Here is a 20,373-nt window from a genome sequence, read left to right as displayed (position 1 = left end):
GAGATTAAAGATTAACACTTAAACCAAGGATAAAGCTTCTGGCTTGCGGGTAACGGCCTACATCTAAACCATTGTTGTCCATCCCGATTTCAGGGTCAAAACCTGAATAGTTGGTAATGGTAAACAGGTTATTGGCAGTTGCATATACCCTGATAGCACCTGTCCTGAGTTTACTGGTTAATTGTTTTGGCAAGCTATAACCCAGGGTTACGTTACGGATACGCAGGTACGAGCCATCTTCGATATAAAAATCAGAGGCATTAAAGTTACCATTGCTATCGCTGGTCGAGATAATTGGTACTTTGCCACCCGGGTTTTCTGGCGACCATGCATCTAAAATACCTACCAGTTTATTGTACGATGGTCCGCTGGCACTATAAGTAGTTCTTTTTACGGCGTTGAAAAGCTTATTGCCCTGAACACCTTGCGCAAAAATGTTAAAGTCGAAGTTTTTGTAGCTGGCGTTAAAGCTTAATCCATAAGAAAAATCAGGATAAGCACTACCTGCAAAATAACGGTCTTTACTATCAATTGAGCCATTACCATCTAAATCTGCAAATTTGAAATCACCAGCTTTTGCATTGGGCTGTATTTTTTGTCCGCTGGCGTTTTTATAGTTATCCGCCTCGGCCTGCGACTGGAAAATCCCTTCGGTTTTTAATACATAGTAGCTGTAAAGCGGTTGACCAACATTGATTGAAAGTGGTGCAAGCTCGTTACGGAAATTGGTACCTACTGCAATATTCTGCAATCCATCACCCAGGTTAATTACTTTGTTGTTTATTTTAGTAAGTGTTGCATTAACAGAATAGGTAAAAGCTGCATTTTTATCGCTGTTATAAGTTAAGCCTAATTCTATCCCTTTATCTCTAACTTTACCGGCATTAATGGTTTGCGTACCTAAACCCGCTGTACCCGGAAGTGTGCGGGTTAAAATCATCTTATCAATATCTTTAATAAAATAATCAGCTACTAAACTCAACCTGTTTAATACGGTAACATCCAACCCGAAGTTAGTTTGTTTACTTTCTGCCCATGTTAAGCCAGGGTTAGCCAATATGGTAGATACATAACCTGTTTGTAAGGTTGGCGTTTGTCCGAAATAACTTTGAGTTGCAGCCAGTAAAGGATTAACAGCCGATTGCGGAAGACTACCCAGATTACCTAATATGCCATAGCTACCCCTTAATTTCAATTCGTTTAACCACCCTGTATTTTTAAGAAAATCTTCTTTAGTGATTAACCATCCTGCCGAAGCAGAAACATAATTGCGGGTCCTGTTATCTTTTGATAATAAGGATACTCCATCACGGCGACCGATTAACGACAACAGGTATTTTTCGTCATAGTTATAGTTGGCCCTTAAAAACAGTGATGACACTGCATTGGCATTATAATAACTTGATGAAGGCTGGATGACAGTTGCGTTAGCCAGATAGCGGTACTGTGGCGATTCATCATCAAAACCTGCGCCCGAAGTACTCAATCCGCTATTCTTTGTTTTTTGGAAAGTATATCCACCGGTAGCATCTAAGCTGTGCTTACCGAAAGTTTCTTTATAACTCAATACCTGCTCGGTAAGAAAATCGGTCGATTGATCGCTGCTTTGCTGCAGGCTATTGCTCAAAACCGGTTTACCTACTTCAGGTCTTTTAGGCGTAAAACTCTTATAGCTGGCATCTCTTTTGGTAATGCTCAGGTTTGAACGGAAAGTTAAACCTTTGGCCAGTTTAAGGGTAGCATAAGGATTTACCACCAATACATTAACCGGGTTATTTACATCAATACGCTGTAATTCGGCAACAGGGTTAATGATATCGCCGTAATCGCCTGCATACTGACCGCCAGGTAAACCTGCAAAACTACCATCGGCATTGTAAGGCGTACCATTGGTTGGATAATAAATAGCTGATAAAAGCGCACCGGTATAATCGCTGCTGGTATTGGCACCATTACCATTGGTACTGCTGTATGATAGGTTCTCGCCCACTTTTAACCAGGATGCCAGCTCATGCTCAGAATTGATTCTAAAGTTGTAACGCTGGGTTTTGGTGTTTAACACAATACCTTCTGCGTTGCGGTAATTGAAACTCAGGTAAAAGTTCGATTTTTCATTTCCACCATTTATGGCTGCGTTATAATCCTGTAACAAGCCATCTCTAAACACTTCATCCATCCAGTTGGTACGCGTAACCTGTCCGTCAGGGTATTTACTGGCATCAAAAGCCGGTAATATAGTTGTACCACCATTTTTAGCTGCTGTTGCGGCTACCTGTGCGCGTTGCTCGGCATTTAAAGGTTCTAATTTTCTCCAGGCACTTTGCTGACCTAATTTGGCATCAAAGCTGATCTGCATTTTACCGCTCTTTCCTTTTTTTGTGGTGATTAAAACCACACCACCCGATGCGCGTGCGCCATAAATGGCAGCTGCTGCATCTTTTAATACTGAAATCGACTCGATATCATTCGGGTTAAGTTGTGGGGTACCTAGAAAGATAGATCCGTCAATTACATACAATACACTCTCCCCGTTAAGTCCGCCAGATCCTCGGATATTAATACGCGGCGTAGACGTTGGATCGCCCCCTTCGTTGGTTACAATTACGCCCGGCGATTTACCTGCAAGCACATCGCCAACACTGTTTACCGAACGTGACGATAACTTATCTAACGACACCACACTCACGGCACCGGTTAAAGTTTCTTTCTTTTGCGTACCGTAACCTACCACCACTACCTCACCAAGGTTTGATCGTTCTTCAATTAACGTAACATTAATTACCGGGTTTTCGCCTACGGTTACTTCTTTAGTGCGGTAACCAATCATAGAGAAAGAAAGCACGGTTTGCGCACTGGCTTCGATCCTGAAAGCACCATTGGCATCGGTAATGGTACCGCTTTGTGTACCTACAACTTTTACCGAAACACCCGGAAGTGTAAGCCCGGTCGAATCTTTTACCACACCGGTAATGATGCGATCGGGTTTATTAAAAGTAGTATTATTGAGGATAACGTAATCGCCCTTTTCTACTACGCTCAGGCCTAACTTATCTAAAAGTGAACGTACAGGTTCCATTTTAAATTCGCCGCTAACTAAGGTATTTCTTTCCTGAAGCAGATCGGGATTGTACACGAAACTTAAACCCGATGCGGCTTCTATTTCTTTTACAATTTCGTTAAGCCTGCGGCCTTTACTAATTTTTAGGGTTACACTACTTTTTTCGAGGCGTTGGGCCATGCCCGCCGATGCCAGCAGTGAACTGCAGAAGATGCAGATGATTGAAAATGTTAAGCATGAATATTTCATGATCCGAATAAGGGGTGATGTCCTCTTGGCTGAGGTTGTTTCCATTTGTTTGATTGATTGTATTGTTTAAAATGTGTTTTAAATTATTTCTGGCCTGAACATGGTTGCAAACCAGCATGCTGTTGGTTTTATGTATTCATTATGGATATATTTTAAATGTTTTATGGTTTTTAGCGGCACTGAACCGGATGTGGTGCAGACTGCACAGGATATCGAGGATTTCTTCGGGCCGTTGTTTGCTCGTAAAGCTGGCGCGACATTTCAACTTTTCGATAGTTTTATCGGCCAACACAATTTTAATACCGTAGATATAACCGATTTTACGTGCAACCTCAGCCAGCGTTTCGCCATCAAAGCTGATTTTGACATATTCTTCATGTTTGGCTTCGTGAATCGCCGTACTCCCATTGCTTTTATTGTATTCGAGTTGCTGCCCCTTTACCAACGTACCCAGCAACTGCTGTTGTTTACTAATGGCTACCTTACCCGTTGCCACCGTAATTTTCACCTTCGGATGATTGGCATAGGCACTTACTCTGAATGAAGTACCCAGTACCTTAACATCAAGACCAGATTTAACCTGTACGGTAAATGGCCGGTTCTCTTCGTGTGCTACCGAGAAAAAAGCTTCACCCTCTATCAGCGAAATTTTACGACTATTGCTGGCAAATTGTTTGGGATAAACCACCTTTGCCGAAGGACCTAATGTAATTTCAGAGCCATCGCTCAATAAGATTGTTTTTTGCTCGCCGGCTTTGGTGGTCATTACTACCAATGCCTGAATTGGAGGTGTATGGTTTAATTTCCAGATCCCAAAACCAATAGAAATTACTACGGCCAGCAATGCCGCTACACGCCACCACATTGTCCGGGTAAATAATTTACGGGTTTTGGTTTCGCTGTTCATAGCTGCCCTGAGGTTAAGCAGCATTTCTTCGCCAATGGCGGCTTTACGGTCAACAGGTAAACTGAGTTCTTCCTTTTGCAAAAGGTTGTACCATTCTTCTACCTGCCTGGCCTCTGCCGGATCAGCGTTTCCGTCTAAATATTTTTGCAGCAATTGCTTTGCCTGTTCTTCTGTCATTTGATTAGATGTCAATCCAAATGCAAAAGGGTACTAACCAAAGATGTTATGAGTAGGTTAAGTTTTGGTTAAGGATAGTAATCGGTTAACTGTTGAAACTGGTTAATCGGTTAATTGTAGCGTATCGAGTAAAAAGATTTGCTTTGGGATCGAACAGTTAACCAGTTTATACAATTTAAACAATTAACCCAATTAAGAAATACTGCCCAGTTAACCAGTTTAAACGATTTAAACAGTTAACCAAAGAGAAAGGCTAGAAACAAAATATAAGAAAGGTTTTTCCTTAAGATTTTCATCGCAGCCGTAATCTGGTTTTTTACGGTTTGAACGGATACATCGAGCTCGCTGGCGATTTCTTTAATGGTTTTATCTTCTTTGCGACTCATGGCAATAACCAGTCGCATGCGGTCGGGTAGCTGGGCCAGCGCCTGCTCCACTTCCCTGTCGGCATCTTGCCTGATGAGTTCCGAATCTGCTGCAGCGGTATGCTTTCCTTCCATTAAAAGTGCGAATTCTGTCTGGTGCCCGTCGCGCATGGCTACCGACCTGAAATGGTTAATCACGCGGTACTTTACTGCACCATGCAGATAAGCCCCCAATTCGCCCTGTATTTCGATGGTTTTACGGTTTTGCCAAAGGGTGATAAAAATCTCCTGAACAATATCCTGTGCGATGTCTTCATCGCCAACCCTTTTAAATGCAGCATCGAAAACCGATTCCCAATGGGCATGGTAAATCTGCTCCATGGCCTGGCGGTTATCTTCTTTCAGCGATAAGAACAGTGTATTACTCAAGGGTGCAGGTTTTACCCGGCAAAACTACCAGCCCTATATTCACTTAATATTAATAAATCTTAAACACTGCGGTTTGGTTAGTTATAGTGGTTCGTGCAGACATGCATTAAGATTGCCAGTCAAGCTGGCAATGACGGTTAGTGCTAAATAGATCGCAAAAGATGTGCTTCGTAACAGGTCGTCACCCTGAACTTCCGCCCGGCGGGTCGGACGGGTGTTTCAGCGTCTCTTATTCCCCTGTCATACTAAATAATACGCCTTTATCAAATGAGATGCTGAAACAAATTCGGTAGCTATCGGATCGGACGATCATCTTTTCTGTGCATCCCTGCCTGAACGGCTGGGCAGGTGTGGCAAAACGTATAAATCAGCCACGGAGGCTCAGAAAACACGGAAAAATGAACTTTGCTGTAAAAATTAATCACTAAGACTCCAGGAAACATTAAACCTTCCGTGGGCTCCGTGCATCCGTGGCTAAAACATATAGAGTCAGTCACAGAAGGCAAAAAAAACTTTGTGCAATTTGTGTTTTTGTGGTAAAACAAACTATTAAAATAATGATACCAACCTATAACTCATCCTATTTTGATGATAGCAGCATTATTCCAAATTTTGCCTCATCAAATTCAAAACAACATCAAAATGGAATACAGAAAATTAGGAAATACAGATTTAGCCCTATCAGCTATCGCTTACGGCGCATTTGCCATAGGTGGCACCATGTGGGGTGGTAACGAGAAAAAAGACTCTATTGAAGCCATTCATGCTGCAATTGATCAGGGCATTACCACTTTAGATACCGCCCCTTTTTACGGTTATGGCCTCAGCGAAGAACTAATTGGTGAAGCACTAAAAGGAAAAGACCGCAGCAAAGTGCAGGTTTTAACCAAATTCGGACTGGTTTGGGATGGCAGCAACAACGGAAAAGGTGAGCATTTTTTTGATATGCAGGAAGATGGCAAAACCATTCCCATCTATAAATTCTCATCCAAAGCCAATATCATTAAAGAAGTAGAAGAATCGCTTACACGCCTGAATACCGATTACATTGATCTTTTACAACAACATTGGCCTGATGCCACTACCCCGATCGACGAAACCATGGAAGCCATGGAGGCGCTGATTAAAGCAGGAAAAATCCGTGCAGCAGGTTTATCAAATGCAGCTGTTGAGTTAATGAAAGATGCCGGCAAAACATTTACTCCGGCTTCGAACCAGGTTTATTATAGCATGTTACACCGCGATATTGAGCAGGAATTGGTGCCTTATGCTATCGAAAACAAAATCGGTTTGCTGGCTTATAGCCCGATGGAACGTGGGCTTTTATCAGGAAAGTATTTCGAAAATAACCAGTTAAAAGCCGATGATCATAGAAACGGGTATTTCAGTCAGTTCGACCTTAAAAAAGTAGAAAGCTTTTTGACCGGTATCCGCCCCATTGCTGAATCGAAAAATGCCACTTTAGCACAACTGGTATTGCGCTGGACTACCTTACAAAAAGGCATTACCACCGTACTTGCAGGTGCCAGAAATGCAGAACAAGCTATAGCCAATGCACAGGCCATGCAGTTTGATCTTACAACTGAAGAGCTTGCATTTATTGCAACTGAGCTGAATAAGTTTTAATGCTGGTTACTATATAAAACAATCGTCATTGCGAGGAGGAACGACGAAGCAATCTTACAACGAACGCTAGTTGAAATGGAATTGCTGCTTTTACCTACCTAAAGTAGTAAGATTGCTTCGAACCTCGCAATGACGATCGCGAAGGTGCTGTCATTACGGGATGACAAGTTACAGGCTTATGAGTAAAGAACAGCCTTATTTTACTTTGATTTGTTGCCACCTATGGTGGGAAGCTTTCAAAGTAACTATGATTTGTTGCCACCCATGGTGGGGAGCTTTCAAAGTAACAATGATTCCTTGCCACCCATGGTGGTGAACTTTCAAAGTAACAATGATTCCCTGCCACCTATGGTGGGAAGCTTTCATTGAATTTTACTACGCATAAAAATGCCCCCGCAAAGTATTTAACTTTTTGGGGGCATTGTATTTAAGATTTGGCTCTTTGTTTTTTTATGATTTGGCTTTTGCCTTATCAATCATCATACTCAGCTCATCAACAGCGGCTTCATTGCTGCCATCAAAACCGGTTAATTTAAACCTGATGTTACCGGCAGCATCAATTACAAATTTGGCCGGGATACCGTTTACCTTATAACTGCTTACCACTTTGTTTACCTTGGTTTCGACATCTTTAACATCCATCAATACTTCGAATGAGTATTTCATGCCTTTAATGTAATCGGCAGCATCTTTAACCGGATCGGCTACTTTTTCCCAGGTATGGATGAAAAGGAATTTCACGTTTTCATCGTCTTTGAATTTGTTTACCGCCATTTGCATTGCAGGGAAAGAGGCCTTGCACGGACCGCACCAGGTTGCCCAGAAATCGAGGATTACAATTTTACCTTTATAATCGGCCAGTGAAACCTGTTTACCATTTAAGTCGGTTAAAGTAAAAGCCGGAGCTTGTTCATTCACCATATCTTTGGTCAATTGTTTACCCAGGTTTTCCAGATATGCTTTTCTGATGGCAGCTGCATACGCATCGAAACCACTTTCACTACCTTTTACTTTTACATAAAGCTTTTTGAAATCGGCAGCCATTTCCGGTGAAGCCTTACCTGCTTTAACCACTTCTTCCAGTTTATCGTAAGCTTCCTGGTTTCTGTTTAATCCCATTAAAATTTGCGCATAACGATAATTTAAGCTGGGACTTAGACTGGTTGATTTTTTATAGGCAAGTTCCGAATACTTCAATGCCTCGGCATATTTTTTCCTTTCGAATAAAATATTGGCATAGGTGCTGGTTAAGCCCGGGTAGCCTGAGGCTGAAAATTTGGCCCAGTTCTCATTGCCTTTTTTGCCATCCGTATACGAAAAGGCATTATCCATCCCTTTTTTGGCATAAATTTCAGCATTGGCTAAATCGCCGTTTTTGTAAAAGGCATTGGTAATACCCGAATAAGCATTGCCTTTCCAGAAATCAACTTCAAGCATATTGGCATATTCGTTGGCTTTGGCTACATTTTTTTCGGCGGCAAATTTACCGGCAATCATGGCCCTTTGATAATCGTAAGCCAGGCGATCGTCTACCTTGGTATTCTCATACATGGTTGGCGGAAACTTTTTAACCCAGGCTTTGTAAGCAGCTTCGGCTTCGGCAGCAGTTTTAAGCTGATAAAAATCTTTCGAAGCAGCATTTCTCGCCTGTGTACCCAAAGGGAAACGTGTAGCAATATCGCCGTAAATGGCTTCCGATTTTTTAGCATCGCCTATGCGATAATAATAATTGGCCGCTGTTATGACTTCCTTTTCGGTTTTAGCATCCGATAAATTGGCTAATTTGGCTCTTAACAAAGTTTTATCGGCCGAATCTTTAGAAGCTACCAGTTTATCCAAATATTTAACCAGGGTATCGGCTGGTTTAGTGTTTTGTGCCTGTGCTGCATTTATGGCAACTACCGATAACAGTACTGAGCAGGCAGTTTTTAATAATTTCATAAGGTTTTATATTTTAATTTTTTTTAAAAGCTAGAGATTTTCTTCTCGCAATGAGAACACGTCATTGCGAGAAGGCCTTTTCGGCCGACGAAGCAATCTTTATAGCAAGGATCGCTAGCAGTAAAGATTGCTTCGTCGTTCCTCCTCGCAATGACGTATTAATTATACCCAGGATTTTGAGTTAGTTTATTATTCAGCAAAATCTGATCAGCACCAATTGGCAGCAATTGCGCAGTGGTTTTCCAGGTTGGTTTTAAGGCCCCTAAAACGGCATCGGCAGTTCCGGTACGTTTTAAATCGAACCAGCGGTTGGCATACTCACCAAAAAGTTCGAGTTTGCGTTCTTTGGCAATAGCTGTTAACAAGGCGCTTTGCGTTGCGGCAGTCGTATTGCCCAAACCTGCACGGGTACGGATCACGTTGATATCATCCTGCGCACCGCCAATGTTCGATTGCTGTGCCCTGGCTTCTGCCCTGATCAGGTATTGTTCGCCTAAACGCAATAACACGGTATATTCGTTACCTAAGGTAGCCGCCGTTGCCGATTGTACCTTGTACTTATTAATCCGGTAGTATTTAACGGCATTAAAAGTGGTCGAATCAACCCACGAAGTTTTACGGTTATCGTTCAGTTCGAAATCTTTGGTAAAGTTGTTATACAATACATAAGTTGGTGGCGCTACGTTAGCAGCAGAACTGGTTGTGCGGTAAGTGCTAAAAGCCGATGCACCAAATAATGTTGACAATTGCAAAATGGTTTCGCTGCTGGTATTGATAAAAGCATTTGACAAAGTAGCCATACTATAAGTGCCTGAGCCGATTACTTTGGTGGCTTCGGCTTCGGCATTTGCATACTCTTTGTTGTACAGGTAAACCTTAGCCAGCAATGCTATGGCCGCCCATTTGTTTACCCTAACCTTTAATGCTGCACTACTACCCACATAAGTAGCTGGTAACAGGTTTTGTGCATCTTTTAAATCGCTAAACACCTGCGCATAAACCTCTGCAACTGTTGCCCTTGGTTTAAAAGCATTATCCAGTTCGGTTACTTCAGAAGTAATGGGCACACCACCATAAAAATTTACCAGGTTAAAATACATTAGCGCCCTGAAAAATTTAGCTTCGCCACTTAACTGGTTTTTTACGGGGGTAGTCATTCCGGTAGAACGACCAATACCATCCAGAATCAGGTTGCAATAGCGGATGGTTTGATAAGCATAGCCCCATACATTATTTGTAGCAACAGCATTGGTTGGTACCACTACATTTTGCGAGAACTGGATTAAATCGGCATTTGATTCCGTATTCTGCAACTCATCGGCCAGTAAACCACCCAATCGGGTACTAAAACGTAAATGATCAAGTGTTGAATAATAAGAGTATAGCGATAAGGTAGCGCTGGTAGCCGAATTATCGGTATTAAAAGCATCTTCTTTGGCGATAAGGTTATTGGCCAGATCGGCTTCAACAAACTTTTTGCACGATGACATTGCCATTAAAACCAAGCCCAATGCCATTATTTTTTTGAAAAATATAGAGTTAATTTTCATGATTTCCTTGATTAAAATGAACAGTTTAAACCGAATACAATGGTACGCACCTGCGGAAAAGCAATGTATTGCCCTGTACCCAAACCAGGTCCTGTGCCCGGTAAAGTAGTTTCAGGATCGTAAGTATATTTCTGTTTTGCCCAGGTATACAGGTTTTGGCCTTGTACATAAACACTCAGGTTAGACAGTTTTAATTTACTGGCCATTGCTTTAGGGAAAGTATAGTTCAGACTTACCGTTTTCAATTTTAAGTAAGATGCATCACCCCAGTTGATATCTGACGAAGTTAAGTTTCCGTAAGATGGGTCATTAACCGTAGAAGCAGCCGGAAAAAGCGCTACATCGCCCACAGCACCCCAACGATCTAATAAAGCCGTACTCATGTTGGTATAGTTAAAACCAGCCGGACTAGAACTTAAAGTAGAATTTAATACGCCGTAACGGTGATTGTACTGGAACATAAAATCGAGTGCAAAACCTTTATAACTCAAGCTGTTGTTCATACCGGCAAAGTAAGGGTGACCGTAATAGCCCACGTACCTATCGCCCGCAAAACTAATGCTGCCATCGCCGTTTAAATCCTGGTAAGTTGGCAAGCCTGTAGCCGGGTTAACTCCGGTGTATTTATAAAACTTCCGGATATCTGTTGGCTGACCGATAATGTAAGAACTGGCATAAAAAGTATTCTCCAGGTTATCAAAAGCCAGTAATTTATTGCGGCTAATGGTTAAATTCAGGTTGGTATTCCATTTGAAATCGCCGGCAATTACGTTAATGGTATTCAATTCAAATTCAAAACCTTTGGTTTGTACCGTAGCATTTAAATTGGCGGTATAACCCGTTGAACCTGTTTGCGATGGAATGGTAATGAAGTTTAACAGGTTAGAAACGCGGTTGCGGTAATAATCTGCTTTTAGCAAAATCCTGTCGTTTAAGAAACCCAATTCTACAGCAATATCCAGTTTCTTGTTGGTTTCCCACTTTAAATCGGGGTTTTGAATATTAGAAGGAATGTAGGTACTGGTACCATCGTAGTTGTAACTTGATCCAGCTGACGAATAAAGGGATAGATATCCATAATTCGGGATCTGATCGTTACCGGTAATACCATAACTCGCCCTTAATTTACCAAAGCTTAAAAAGCTCAGGTCTTTCATAAAATCTTCCTGGCTAAAAATCCACGAAGCGCCTACGGCACCAAAATCTCCAAATTTGTTGTTACCACCAAAACGTGATGAACCATCTCTTCTGTATGTTCCATCAACAATATATTTACCTTTCCAGTTATAGTTCAACCGGCTGAAAAAGGCTGTATAACTATAAGTGGCATCGGCATTGTAACTGGTAACCACAGCCGAAGCACCTGCCAACGAGTTAATCAGGTTTTCGTTATTATAGCCTGTACCGGTTAAAAAGATTCCGGTTGCTTTGGTACGCTGAAAAGTGGTACCGATTAAAGCTTCCAGGCTACCTTCACCAATTTTTGTGGTATACACTGCCTGCGGCTCAATAATGTAATTGTTGTTATCGTTATCGGTATACCTTAAAGAGCTTACCTGTGCAGTGGCCGGATTTTGCGAACTGGCCGGATTAATTTGCTGCTGCTTTAAACGGGTTGAAGTATAACCCAAATTGGCTTTAACCACCAAACCATCGATAATGCGATACGAAAGGTTTACATTACTGAACAAGTTAGTAGTTTGTGCATTGGTTGTTTTCGGGTTGTAAGAAAGTGGGCTCGTAGCTGTCCAGTTTACGCTACCGTTGGCATTGTACAAAGGATAGTTTGGTGCCAGGTTGTAAATGGTACTCAAATCAGTAGATGGCAACAGGTTCTTCATGTAGGTATAGTTTACCGAACCATCGATATTAAAACGGCCATCGCTGCTTTTATGACCAGCGTTTAATCTGCTCGAAAAGGTAGTAGAGCCAAAATCGCCTTCGAAAACGGTACTTTGCTTGCGGTAAGTTGAAGAAAACAGGAAAGAATTTTGCGCATTACCTCCCGAAACTGATCCGGTAGCATTAGTGGTATGGCCTGTATGGCCGATAAAATATTTCTGCCAATCGGTATAGGCATTTTGATCCCATACGGTTAAATCCAGGGCATTAGCTGCTGTTGGGGTAACACCGGAGCGTGCAAAGGCAGCCCTGCGGGTAGCCAGATATTCCTGCGTATTCATCATCGGAATATAATTGGCCACATTGGTTACCCCTGAGTTTACGTTGAAATTAAAAGCTGTTTTACCTTTGCTGCCTTTTTTGGTGGTAATTAATACCACACCATTCGATCCGCGCGAACCATAAATGGCCGTTGCATCGGCATCTTTCAGGATATCGATCCGCTCAATATCTTCAGGTGCAATGATACTAAAAGGACTTACGCCACCGTTTGCAGCGCTCACGCCGTTTGCATTCAGGTTGTCGGTAGCGGGCTGGGCACCATTAAACAAAGTAAAAGGCACACCATCAATAATGTATAATGGAATATAACCGGCACCAGATACGCCGGTATATGCACCGCGGATGTTCATCCGGGCACCCGCACCTGGCAAGCCGTTATCTTGCGTAACCTGTACACCGGCAATGCGGCCCTGTAAAGCCAGCAAAGGGTTTTCTACCGTTTGTTTGCCAATTTCTTCGGCAGTGATCGAACTCACAGCACCGGTATTGTTGCGTTTGGTGGTGCTGCCATAACCAATAATCTGCACCTGATCTAATGATGAAGCCGAAGGGCTTAATTTAATATCGAGCAAACTGGCTACACCGCTCTGTAACAGGCCTCGTGTTATTTTCAGTTCTTTGGTTTCGTAACCGATGTAAGAAATAACCAAGACATCATTTTCTTCCAGATCGAGCACAAAAGAGCCGGTAGATCCGCTTACGGCATACTTTTTACTGCCTTTAACGGTAATGGTTGCACCAACAAGCGGCGTATTGTTTTCGTCTACAATCCGCCCGTTAAAACGTGAGGAGGTAAAAACCGAAGCTATTTTATCGATAAATGAGCGTTCCTGCTTCTTTATCAATACCGTATTTTGCTCAATGTTATAGGTTAACTGCTGGTCTTTTAACAGGTACTCGATTACCTCTTTGAGTGGCGTATTTTTAAAGTTTACGCTCACCTTTGCTGCATCGTTCAGCGTGCTGGTGGCGTACAATACCCTGTAGTTGGTTTGCTTTTCTATTTCTTTAAAAACCTGATCTACGGTTATGTTTTTAGCCGCATAGGTAAGTTTTTGAGAGAAACTACTGGCACTAACATGCATGAGTAAAGTCGTCATGATGATGATGGTGAGTTTCATAATTAACAGGATTTTTTTAGGAAGGCACGCCAAATGCCTTCCTTGATAAAAAGGATAAATATTCATACTTTCGTTTGTTTGGGTTAATGCGTAAATGGACCTCAGAATTCGTTTTTAAAGGGTTAACTCAGATCATGGCCATGGTTGTGCTTCCAACACTTCCATGGTTTTTTCTTCTAAACCTATCGTGCTATTTAACGCTGTTCCGGTAGTGGTTTCTTCATTTTTTTCTGGTTTTTAGTTGATATTGATTTAAATTAAAACAGCGTGGTTAAGGCTGCTGGTGGTATTACTTTACGGTTACTACCTTACCGTTGATATAAAATTTAATATTTCCTGTTTCTTCGAGCATTTTAAGCACTTCAGAAATGTTGTCAAAACGCGATACCGAGCCCGAAAAAGAGGGCATTAGCTCATAACGCACATCCATTACAAACTGTACTCCATACCACCGCGATAGTTTCTGCATGATGCTGGGTAAACTTTCGTTTTTAAACCTGAACTCACCGTTTTTCCAATCGATAGCGAATGCCGGGTCTACTGCATTTACCTGAATGGTATTGCCATACAACACCGATTGCTCGCCCGGGGCAATTACTTTTTCGCCGCCAGCTCCTTTTATTTTTACCGAGCCTTCTAAAAGTGTTGTTTTGGTGCCAATATTATTATCATAGCTATCAATATTGAAATGGGTACCCAAAACTTCTACCTCCTGCTTCTTGCTTTTAACAATAAACGGATGGTTTTTATCTTTACTCACTTCAAAATAGGCTTCCCCATCCAGTTCTACCGATCTGTTTTTGCCGTTAAAATGACTAGGAAAACTGAATTTCGTTTCTGCATTCAACCACACCAGGGTACCATCGGGCAGGTTTACCTGGTATTGCCCACCTGAGGGGGTTGTGATGGTATTATTTTTTCCTTCTTCTTTTGCAACTCCGTTATCAATAACCGAAAAAACCAGCAAGCCATTTGCCGCCTTTTTAACGTTCAGTCCGTTTGTAGTAGCCAGTTCTCCGGTTTTACTGCCCGATAAATCGATCCTGCGGCCATCGGCAAGTGTTAAAATGGCACGGTTACCCCCTGGTGCTACATCGTTGGCATAACGTTCGGTACGGTCTTCAGTCCTGTTCTTTATCGCAAACAAGCCACCTATTACACACAAGGCCAGCACTGCAGCCGAAGCGGCAATAATCCACAGGCGCCGGGTAATAGTTTTAGGCTTTGCAACCCTTTCACCAGGCTCTTGCTTCTTTAATCTCTCTGCATCAATCCGGGCTTTCAATTTTTCGCCAAAAGCTGCTTTCTGTGCTTCATCTGCGGTCCAGGTGTTTTCCAATAGCTGCTGCTCTACAAAAGAATCAACCAGATGCACTTCTTTAGCCGAAGCCGTTCCATCTAAATAATGCTGTATTAATTGTTTTGCCTGTTCGGTTTTCATAGGTTTTTGAAGCGCATTGAGCGTGCCTTACAAATAGATATTCCGAAAAAGCAGTTTTGGTGGTAGATTTATTTTAAAAAAAATAAAAAAAAATTTTTCATCACTTTAAAAGGTGTAAAAATATGGCCATCATAGTAGCCGAAAGCTTGCCGTTTAAAGAATCGGCGATTATTTTGAGTGCATTGCTTACCTGTTTTTTAACTGTTCCTTCAGCAATATTTAATTTTTCGGCTATTTCGCGGTACGACAACTGTTCATCACGACTCAACAGATAAACTTCGCGCATTTTTTTCGGCAATTTGGCAATCCCCAGATCAATATTTTCCTGTAATTCTTTTAAAGAGATGCTTTCTTCAATGTTCAGGCTATTATCAACCGCTTGTTCGGTTATTTTATCTAAAAAATCGCCGGTATGGATATTTCTTTCAATATACCGTAAGCACAAATTGCGGGTACTGCGGATAAGATAAGCCCCTAAAGTACTTTTAACCGTTAAGGTTGTCCTTCTGTTCCAGAGCGATACAAAAATCTCCTGCACAATATCGGCAGCTTCCTCTTCTGATTTGGTTAACCTCACGGCATAAGATGCCATTTTTTCCCAATAGCGGTTGTAAATTTCCGTAAATGCCTGCTCCTCTTCCTGGTTTATCAGCAAGATCAGTTCAAGATCCGGTACATGGCTTAGGGATAGCATAGTTTGTAGAAACGAATATAGAAGAAAATATAAAATAATCTGCTGTAAAGATGCAATAACGTAGTTATAACGTTTACAACCTGGCCGACTACTATCTACTAAAGCTCAGGTACTCTTTTTTTAATCTCATTTTAAGATGGTATCCTTATTTTTGCCTTATGCAAAAAATTGGCATAGCTGAAGATGACCCGAAAATAGCCTCACTTTTACAAGCCGCGCTCGAAGAAAGCGGCTACGAGGTACTTACCGTAAATAATGGTAACGAGGCCCGTAACCTGTTTTTGCCGGGCGAATTCAATCTGTTTATTTTCGATATCATGATGCCGGGATTAAACGGTCTTCAGCTCTGTAAATACATTCGCGAGCAAGGCGATAATACCCCCATTTTAATGCTTACCGCTATGGGTACTGTCGAAGACCGGGTAAACGGCCTCGATACCGGTGCCGACGATTATCTGGTTAAGCCCTTTCACCTGAAAGAGCTTTTAGCCAGGGTTGCGGCACTGTTAAGGCGCCAGGGAACCAATACAGCAAAAGTAACCGAGCAGCTTTGCTTTGAAGACCTCTGCCTGGATACGCGTAGCAAAAGTGTAACCCGTGCAGGGCAACCAATAACACTAAGTGCTAAAGAATTTACCCTGCTCGAGCTGTTCCTAAATAATCCCAACCGGCTTTTATCACGTCAATACATTGCCGAAAAGGTTTGGGATATTCATTTTGAAACCGGTACCAATGTTATCGATGTGTACATTAATTTTCTCCGCAATAAAATTGAAAAAGGTTTTGAGCGCAAGCTAATCCACACCAAAATTAACATGGGCTACATCCTTAAATAATGAAAATAAAAGACCGCATTGCACTTTATTTTACACTCATCAGCACTTCGATGCTGCTGGCTGTGCTCTGCGTAATTTATTTCACCTTTATGCGGTTTTTAAAAGCCGATTTTTTTGAGCGCCTTACCGACCGCACAATGGTTACCGCCAAACTGTACCTCGAGGCCGATGAAATTAGCCGTGATGCGCTGAGCAAAGTTCGCCATCAATACTTGCAAAAACTCAACAGCGAAGTCATCAGGATTTATGACGGTAAAGACAGGGCTACTTTTATTGGCGATTCGGCACAATACTGGGCCAAACAAACCATAGAAAAGGTACGGCAACTCAAACGCCTGCAGTATACCGATGGCGAGCGCCAGGTGGTAGGCATTTATTACCGCGATAACCAGGGTAATTTTGTAATCCTGGCTTCAGCCAGGGATCAGGGCTCGCAAAACCGATTGGCCAAACTGCTCAAAATCATGATTGTTGTTTTCATTTTGATCTCGGTTATCCTCTTGTTACTGAGCAGGTGGATTGCTGAAAAAATGCTCAAACCCTTAAACAGCTTTATGCAGGAAGTGCAGCAAATTGGTTCGGGTAATATGGAAGCACGTGTGGCCACCACCGATAATAAAGACGAAATTAATCTGATTGCCCAAAGTTTTAACCACCTGATGGAAGAGCTTGAACATGCTTTTATCCTCCAAAAAACCTTTGTGGCAAATGCTTCGCATGAACTGAGAACCCCCATTACCCGGATGATGATGCGCGCCGAACTGGCGCTCTCCAAAGAAAGAACGACAGCAGATTATCAGCAAGCGCTTGCTGAAACGGTAGCGGATTCAGAAAAAATGGATCATATCATTAGTGGTTTGCTGGCTTTAGCCAAAATGGACCTCGAACTGATCAATTCGCAGCTTTCGCCTATTGCACTGGATGTTTTGCTCGATAAAATCAGCCAAGACTGGCAAAACCAGAAACAGCTTAGCCTAAGTATACAAAAAAAACTGGTCCACCAAATACAACCTGTGGTACTGGCCAATGCTGTCTTACTGCAAATTGCATTGGACAACATCATTGCCAATGCCTTTAAATTTTCGCAGGAACAGCAGGTTAAAGCTCTACTTACCGGTAGCGACGATACTTTACAGATTTACATTAGCGATAAAGGTCCTGGTATTCCACTTGCACAACAGGCAGAAATTTTTAAACCATTTTACAGCAGGGCAAAATATATGGGTCTCGAAGGCGAAGGCATGGGGCTTTATATGGCGCAAAAAATTATCGGTCTCTTTAAAGGATCTATTGAAATTGATCAGCAAACTGATCAGGGCTGTACATTTATCCTCACCCTACCTCGAATTAATCCCGTTTTAATTTCGATTTAATTCCGCTTTAATCCGGCAAAAATAGCTTTGCCGCATGAGCAGAATTTACTTGTTATTCCTTTCCTTTTGGCTGTATGCCATGCCCGTTACTTTCGCCCAAACCGATACGCTTAAACTAGACCTTAAGCAGGCAGAGCAGCGCTTTTTAAGCCAAAATTACGATTTAATTGCAGCCAATTATGAGATAGATCGTGCCCATGCCGATGTAATTACCGCACGCCTTTTTGATAACCCGGAACTGGAGTACGAAAACCTGTTTTATAACCACGAAACCAAAAAATTCTTACAAACCTCTTATCAATACGGGCAATATGCAGCCTCCTTATCACAACTTGTAAAACTTGCCGGTAAACGCAATAAAAACATTAAACTGGCACAAACAGGCACTAAACTATCAGAATTGGCCTATTTTGATTTGCTCCGCAGCCTCAAATTCGAATTGCAAAGCACCTTTTATCAAAGTTATTACGCTGCCTTATCCGTTGCCTTGTACGAGCAACAAATCCAATCGACCGGACAACTTTTAAACGCATACGAAATCCAGTTGAAAATGGGTAATGTGGCCGCTAAAGATGTAATCCGCATCAAATCTTTACTGATTGGACTGAAAGCGGAATTAGCTGCGCTTTTAAATGAGCTCGAAGACAATAACAAAGACCTCAAACTGCTTTGCGGCATTCCCGCTGCTACGCCACTTAACCTGATTTTACCAGGCGATGCAATAAAAACACCCGGCCCTGAACAGCTACCTTACAACCAGTTGCTCGATTCGGCAAGGGTAAACCGGAGCGATTTAAAACTGGCTAAAACCAATCTCGAATACAATGAGCTCAACCTTAAACTGCAAAAGGCAATGGCCGTACCTGATGTAGAAATTTCACTCAGCTACGATCTCAAAGGGAATTACCCTGAAAAATATACTGGTTTAGGCCTCAAAATCCCCATTCCACTTTTCAACCGCAACCAGGGCGAAATTAAAAAAGCCAAAGTAGGAATCGACGATGCAACCGCCAAACTCCAAAAACAGGAGCTTCAACTCGAAAATGAAGTATTTAATGCCTACCGTACCGCATTGCGCAACGAAAAACTCTATCAGGAGATTGATCCAACGTTTAGCGGTGATTTTAATACCCTCATTACCGGGCTGATTAAAAACTTTAAAGCACGGAATATTAGCTTAATCGAATTTCTGGATCTCTATGATGCTTATAAAACCAATACGCTCCAGCTCAATAAAGTACAATTAGAACGGATGAACTCCAGGGCTGAACTGAACTACGTAACCGGCAGTAACATTTTTAAATAACGTACCGATATGATGAATAAAAACTTTATAAAAGTGATCATTTTTCCGCTTTTAGGTTTAAGTATGGCTTGCAGCGAACATAAAACCGAAGCCCCGAAAGAGAAATTTACCATTACCGATTCTTTGCTTAAACGCCTGCTGATTGATACCGTACAACAAGCTAATGGCAAAACCGACCTCATTTTTTCAGCAAAGATCAGCGCCAATGAAGAACGCCGCTCGGAGCTTTTCCCGATGGTAAGCGGCACCGTAAACCAGGTAAATGTAAGGCTGGGCGACCGGGTAAGCAGCGGACAATTACTAGCCAGGGTAAACAGTGCAGAAATGGCTGGTTTTGATAAAGAAGCTGTATCGGCCGATGCCGAGTTGCGCAGTGCAAACCGCACTTTAAAACAAGCCGAACAACTTTATGCCAGTGGTTTATCATCAGCAAAAGAGCTCGAAGATGCTAAAAACGAGTTTCAGATTAAACAAGCAGAACTAAAAAGGGCCAATGCCGTACTTAGATTAAACGGTGGCAATAAAAATGGTTCCTACGCCATCAAATCACCCATAAATGGCTTTGTAATCGAAAAAAACGTAACCGAAAACATGCAGCTCCGCGGCGACAACGATAAAAGTTTATTCACCATTGCCGACCTTTCGAGCGTTTGGGCCATGATTAATATTTACGAATCAGATATTTCGCGCATACAGGCAGGCAATTTGGTTAGCCTCTCCACCCTGGCCTATCCTGAGCAGGTTTTTACCGGTAAGATCGAGAAAATATACAACCTGGTAGATCAGGATAGCAAGGTGATGAATGCCCGGGTAGTTATCGCCAATCCCGACTTTTTGTTAAAGCCTGGGATGTTGGGTACTGTTAAAGTTTCGGCCAGCTCAGTGGTAGATCTTCCCGTGGTTAATTCGCGGGGCGTTATTTTCGACGAAAACAAAAATTATGTGCTTTTGCTGGATGCAGCGAACAAAGTGCATATCCGTGAAATTGAAATCGGCCATAAAACTGCCGATAAAACCTACATCAAAAAAGGCATTAGTGCCGGCGACCGTGTAATTGCCTCAAAACAAGTCTTTCTGTTCGAAAGCCTTAAGGCACAATAAGATTTTCATCCTTTA

13 protein-coding genes are annotated in these 20,373 nt (G+C 42.1%); 5 read left to right on the top strand and 8 right to left on the bottom strand.

Annotation, left to right across the window (positions count from 1 at the left end; genetic code table 11):
* Window positions 1-4 precede the first annotated feature (4 nt).
* The 3 genes from OC25_RS12435 to OC25_RS12425 all read right to left on the bottom strand — a co-directional run bounded on the left by OC25_RS12435 (window position 5) and on the right by OC25_RS12425 (window position 5,185).
* A complete protein-coding gene (locus OC25_RS12435; RefSeq protein ID WP_245221981.1) occupies window positions 5-3,307 on the bottom strand; it encodes a SusC/RagA family TonB-linked outer membrane protein in 3,303 nt (1,100 codons plus the stop codon).
* A 139-nt stretch (window positions 3,308-3,446) separates the two neighbouring features.
* Window positions 3,447-4,391, bottom strand: coding sequence for a FecR family protein (locus OC25_RS12430; RefSeq protein WP_039476504.1), 945 nt, complete (start codon window positions 4,389-4,391; stop codon window positions 3,447-3,449).
* Between the two features lie 236 nt (window positions 4,392-4,627).
* A complete protein-coding gene (locus tag OC25_RS12425) occupies window positions 4,628-5,185 on the bottom strand; it encodes an RNA polymerase sigma-70 factor (RefSeq protein WP_039476501.1) in 558 nt (185 codons plus the stop codon).
* A 642-nt stretch (window positions 5,186-5,827) separates the two neighbouring features.
* Between OC25_RS12425 and OC25_RS12420 the strand changes: the two genes are divergently transcribed.
* Window positions 5,828-6,811 (top strand): aldo/keto reductase, encoded by a 984-nt coding sequence (locus OC25_RS12420; protein WP_039476500.1) that lies wholly within the window; start codon window positions 5,828-5,830, stop codon window positions 6,809-6,811.
* A gap of 450 nt (window positions 6,812-7,261) precedes the next feature.
* Here OC25_RS12420 and OC25_RS26925 read toward each other — a convergent pair whose 3' ends face one another.
* The 5 genes from OC25_RS26925 to OC25_RS12395 form a co-directional block, all read right to left on the bottom strand.
* Window positions 7,262-8,752, bottom strand: a complete 1,491-nt coding sequence (locus tag OC25_RS26925) for a redoxin domain-containing protein (protein ID WP_052266176.1) — start codon at window positions 8,750-8,752, stop codon at window positions 7,262-7,264.
* Window positions 8,753-8,910: 158 nt separating this feature from the next.
* Complete coding sequence (locus OC25_RS12410; RefSeq protein WP_052266175.1) at window positions 8,911-10,302, bottom strand: RagB/SusD family nutrient uptake outer membrane protein; 1,392 nt, start codon at window positions 10,300-10,302, stop codon at window positions 8,911-8,913.
* Window positions 10,303-10,313: 11 nt separating this feature from the next.
* A complete protein-coding gene (locus OC25_RS12405) occupies window positions 10,314-13,607 on the bottom strand; it encodes a SusC/RagA family TonB-linked outer membrane protein (RefSeq protein WP_167335394.1) in 3,294 nt (1,097 codons plus the stop codon).
* Window positions 13,608-13,896: 289 nt separating this feature from the next.
* Window positions 13,897-15,048, bottom strand: a complete 1,152-nt coding sequence (locus OC25_RS12400) for a FecR family protein (protein WP_039476499.1) — start codon at window positions 15,046-15,048, stop codon at window positions 13,897-13,899.
* Between the two features lie 100 nt (window positions 15,049-15,148).
* The gene (locus OC25_RS12395; protein WP_039476497.1) at window positions 15,149-15,742 is read right to left on the bottom strand and encodes an RNA polymerase sigma factor; all 594 of its coding nucleotides are present in this window, start codon (window positions 15,740-15,742) and stop codon (window positions 15,149-15,151) included.
* 158 nt (window positions 15,743-15,900) lie between these two features.
* On the opposite strand from OC25_RS12395, the gene OC25_RS12390 reads away from it, so the two are divergent.
* Genes OC25_RS12390 through OC25_RS12375 form a run of 4 tightly spaced genes read left to right on the top strand, consistent with a single transcriptional unit; the run spans window position 15,901 to window position 20,358 of the window.
* Window positions 15,901-16,578: a response regulator transcription factor gene (locus OC25_RS12390; protein ID WP_039476496.1), complete on the top strand. Its 678-nt coding sequence runs from the start codon at window positions 15,901-15,903 to the stop codon at window positions 16,576-16,578.
* The gene (locus OC25_RS12385) at window positions 16,578-17,951 is read left to right on the top strand and encodes a sensor histidine kinase (protein WP_039476494.1); all 1,374 of its coding nucleotides are present in this window, start codon (window positions 16,578-16,580) and stop codon (window positions 17,949-17,951) included. The genes OC25_RS12390 and OC25_RS12385 overlap by 1 nt, the downstream gene beginning before the upstream one ends.
* Window positions 17,952-17,985: 34 nt before the next feature.
* Window positions 17,986-19,257, top strand: a complete 1,272-nt coding sequence (locus OC25_RS12380) for a TolC family protein (RefSeq protein ID WP_039476491.1) — start codon at window positions 17,986-17,988, stop codon at window positions 19,255-19,257.
* Between the two features lie 9 nt (window positions 19,258-19,266).
* Entirely contained in the window at window positions 19,267-20,358 is a 1,092-nt protein-coding gene (locus OC25_RS12375; protein WP_039476488.1) for an efflux RND transporter periplasmic adaptor subunit, read from the top strand.
* Window positions 20,359-20,373 lie beyond the last annotated feature (15 nt).

Origin of the sequence: Pedobacter kyungheensis (genome assembly GCF_000812965.1) — a bacterium.
Classification (GTDB): Bacteria; Bacteroidota; Bacteroidia; order Sphingobacteriales; family Sphingobacteriaceae; genus Pedobacter; species Pedobacter kyungheensis.
The sequence above is the reverse complement of the archived record's forward strand: the minus strand, read 5'-3'. Positions and strand labels throughout refer to the sequence as shown.

Coding starts and splice junctions, on each gene's coding strand:
- OC25_RS12420 (WP_039476500.1), top strand. CDS start 5,828: ATGGAATACAGAAAATTAGGAAATACAGATTTAGCCCTATCAGCTATC.
- OC25_RS12410 (WP_052266175.1), bottom strand. CDS start 10,302: ATGAAAATTAACTCTATATTTTTCAAAAAAATAATGGCATTGGGCTTG.
- OC25_RS12400 (WP_039476499.1), bottom strand. CDS start 15,048: ATGAAAACCGAACAGGCAAAACAATTAATACAGCATTATTTAGATGGA.
- OC25_RS12430 (WP_039476504.1), bottom strand. CDS start 4,391: ATGACAGAAGAACAGGCAAAGCAATTGCTGCAAAAATATTTAGACGGA.
- OC25_RS12375 (WP_039476488.1), top strand. CDS start 19,267: ATGATGAATAAAAACTTTATAAAAGTGATCATTTTTCCGCTTTTAGGT.
- OC25_RS12395 (WP_039476497.1), bottom strand. CDS start 15,742: ATGCTATCCCTAAGCCATGTACCGGATCTTGAACTGATCTTGCTGATA.
- OC25_RS26925 (WP_052266176.1), bottom strand. CDS start 8,752: ATGAAATTATTAAAAACTGCCTGCTCAGTACTGTTATCGGTAGTTGCC.
- OC25_RS12390 (WP_039476496.1), top strand. CDS start 15,901: ATGCAAAAAATTGGCATAGCTGAAGATGACCCGAAAATAGCCTCACTT.
- OC25_RS12385 (WP_039476494.1), top strand. CDS start 16,578: ATGAAAATAAAAGACCGCATTGCACTTTATTTTACACTCATCAGCACT.
- OC25_RS12435 (WP_245221981.1), bottom strand. CDS start 3,307: ATGAAATATTCATGCTTAACATTTTCAATCATCTGCATCTTCTGCAGT.
- OC25_RS12380 (WP_039476491.1), top strand. CDS start 17,986: ATGAGCAGAATTTACTTGTTATTCCTTTCCTTTTGGCTGTATGCCATG.
- OC25_RS12405 (WP_167335394.1), bottom strand. CDS start 13,607: ATGAAACTCACCATCATCATCATGACGACTTTACTCATGCATGTTAGT.